The 1,953-nt window shown below is 35.0% G+C and carries 2 protein-coding genes; both read left to right on the top strand.

Features of this window, described 5'->3' with window-relative positions; genetic code table 11:
* On the top strand, positions 1 to 434 hold a 434-nt coding region (locus H3R25_RS08925), incomplete at its 5' end, for an SLAP domain-containing protein (RefSeq protein WP_198195173.1).
* A gap of 561 nt (positions 435 to 995) precedes the next feature.
* Positions 996 to 1,953, top strand: a 958-nt coding sequence (locus H3R25_RS08920; protein ID WP_198195171.1) for a DUF1542 domain-containing protein, incomplete at its 3' end; no start/stop codon positions are given.

Here is a 1,953-nt window from a genome sequence, read left to right as displayed (position 1 = left end):
ACAACCGCTATGTGAAGGCAGCGAACTTTGGTGCCGTAACACTAGAAGCAAATAATGTGCCTGCAGACGGAGTAACTGCAAATGCAGTATTAGGTCATGATGCCTATGTATATAACAGTGAAGGTCAACAGGTTAACAACATAGTCTTGAAGGCAGATTCTGAAATTACAACTGGTGAAACTAAGACAATTAATGGTCGTCAGTTTATCCAGATTGGTAAGGACGAATATGTTGACAGTGATAACGTAACGGGGACAGCTCGTACACTAACAGCTAAGGCATATGTTTACAGCCAATACGGTAATAGAATTGGAAAGACTGCGATGAATGCAGGTGAAACAGTTCAGACTTACGGAGACGTTGTAGTTATTAAGGGTAAGACATATTACTCAATTGGAAACAAGCAATTTGTAAAGCAAACTGCATTTGAGTAAAAAACTAGTTATTTAAAAGATAATAGCTAGACAGACAAAGTAAAGAAGCACCTATCTAATTAATGATAGGTGTTTCTTTTTTTGCGTTGATTTTGTTATTCTTTGTTTTGTATTAACCAAGACCTATCATTTATAGTCTATCAATCATAAAGTGGTAGTAATATTGAAAATTAAGATAGTGCATTAGATTTAAAAAATAATAATTCTGTTATCATTTGATATTTATTTATATATATCTGTAATAAATAAATAAAGTAATGATCGGCATTGAGTATTATTTTAAATGATGTTCAGTAGTTGCTGTAATATTTTTACGAAAAGTTTAGTCTTGATTGCCACGCTGGTTCAGGAGAGTAATACTTTGGTATTTATAGCGAATATTACTTTTAGTTATCTCTTATAGAGTTATTTTATAATTAATGGGGAATTAATAAAGTCTGTTATTTTTAAATGTGTAATTGCATATAAAAATAATACAAAAACACCTTTATATTTATTAGTTAAAATGTTACGATTTAACTTATATATATAAAGTTAAAGTAATTGTTAGAGAGGGATTCAATGAAGAGTATTAATAAATCCAATCCGACTGAAGAAGTTAAGAATACCAATTATAGAATGCACAAGGGTAAGAAGGGCTGGCTAGTTAGCTATTCCCTTTTGACCTTTATGCTAGGAGGAGTGTTTGTTAACAGCATTTCTACTACACCGGTAAAAGCTTCTGAAATTGGTGATAAGGACAATTCAAGTGCTGGAGATGAAGGTGCACAAAAGGAAGCTGACGAGCAGTCAATCACTCTTGCAAAGCAGAATGCTATTACTACATTAAGTAATGAAGCTAATAGTGTTAAAGACAAGATTAATGGTGACGTGAATTTATCAGCTGGTAGTCAAGCTGCTCAAATTGCGATTGTTGACAGTCTAGTTAATGACGCAAAAACAAAAGTTAATGATGCAACTGATTTAGTAAGTATTAAGTCAGCGCTTGATAATGCTGTTTCCAATATTAAGAATAGTTACCAAGCTGGCAATGTTAAGCCAATTAGTCTAGCTGGTAAGAAAAAAACAACAAAGTCAGTTACTAAGAAAAGACCAACTGTAGACAGGGCAACAACTCCTGCTACTGAAAAACTCAAGGTTTCAACTTATAGTGGTCTTAGCTCTTTCTTTAAAGCACCGGCAGCGCTTGAAAAGAAAACTGAAGCTGAAACTGCGACAGCTGTTAAGAATAGCGGTACTGAAGAAAATGAGACATTAGTTGCTTCTTCACAGGCAACTATGGCAGCAACTGAGCCAGCTAAATTTGATTCAATTGCAACAAGAGATGACGCTCCTGCTGCTAACACAAATGAAGCATCTGTTGCTGGCGATAAAGATGAAGGGCGTCCCGCTTTTAATGATCTTCTAGGTCAAGCAAGTGGTAAGACTGAAACCTCTGTAAATGTTCCTGTGCCAACCCAAGTAACTAATCCAGACAAGTCAAGCTCTGTTGATGTTGCAACGCTTGCACAATTAGCTG

The organism is Lactobacillus sp. M0390 (assembly GCF_016102085.1).
Taxonomy (GTDB): Bacteria; Bacillota; Bacilli; order Lactobacillales; family Lactobacillaceae; genus Lactobacillus; species Lactobacillus apis.
This window is presented reverse-complemented; position numbering and strand designations above follow the sequence as displayed.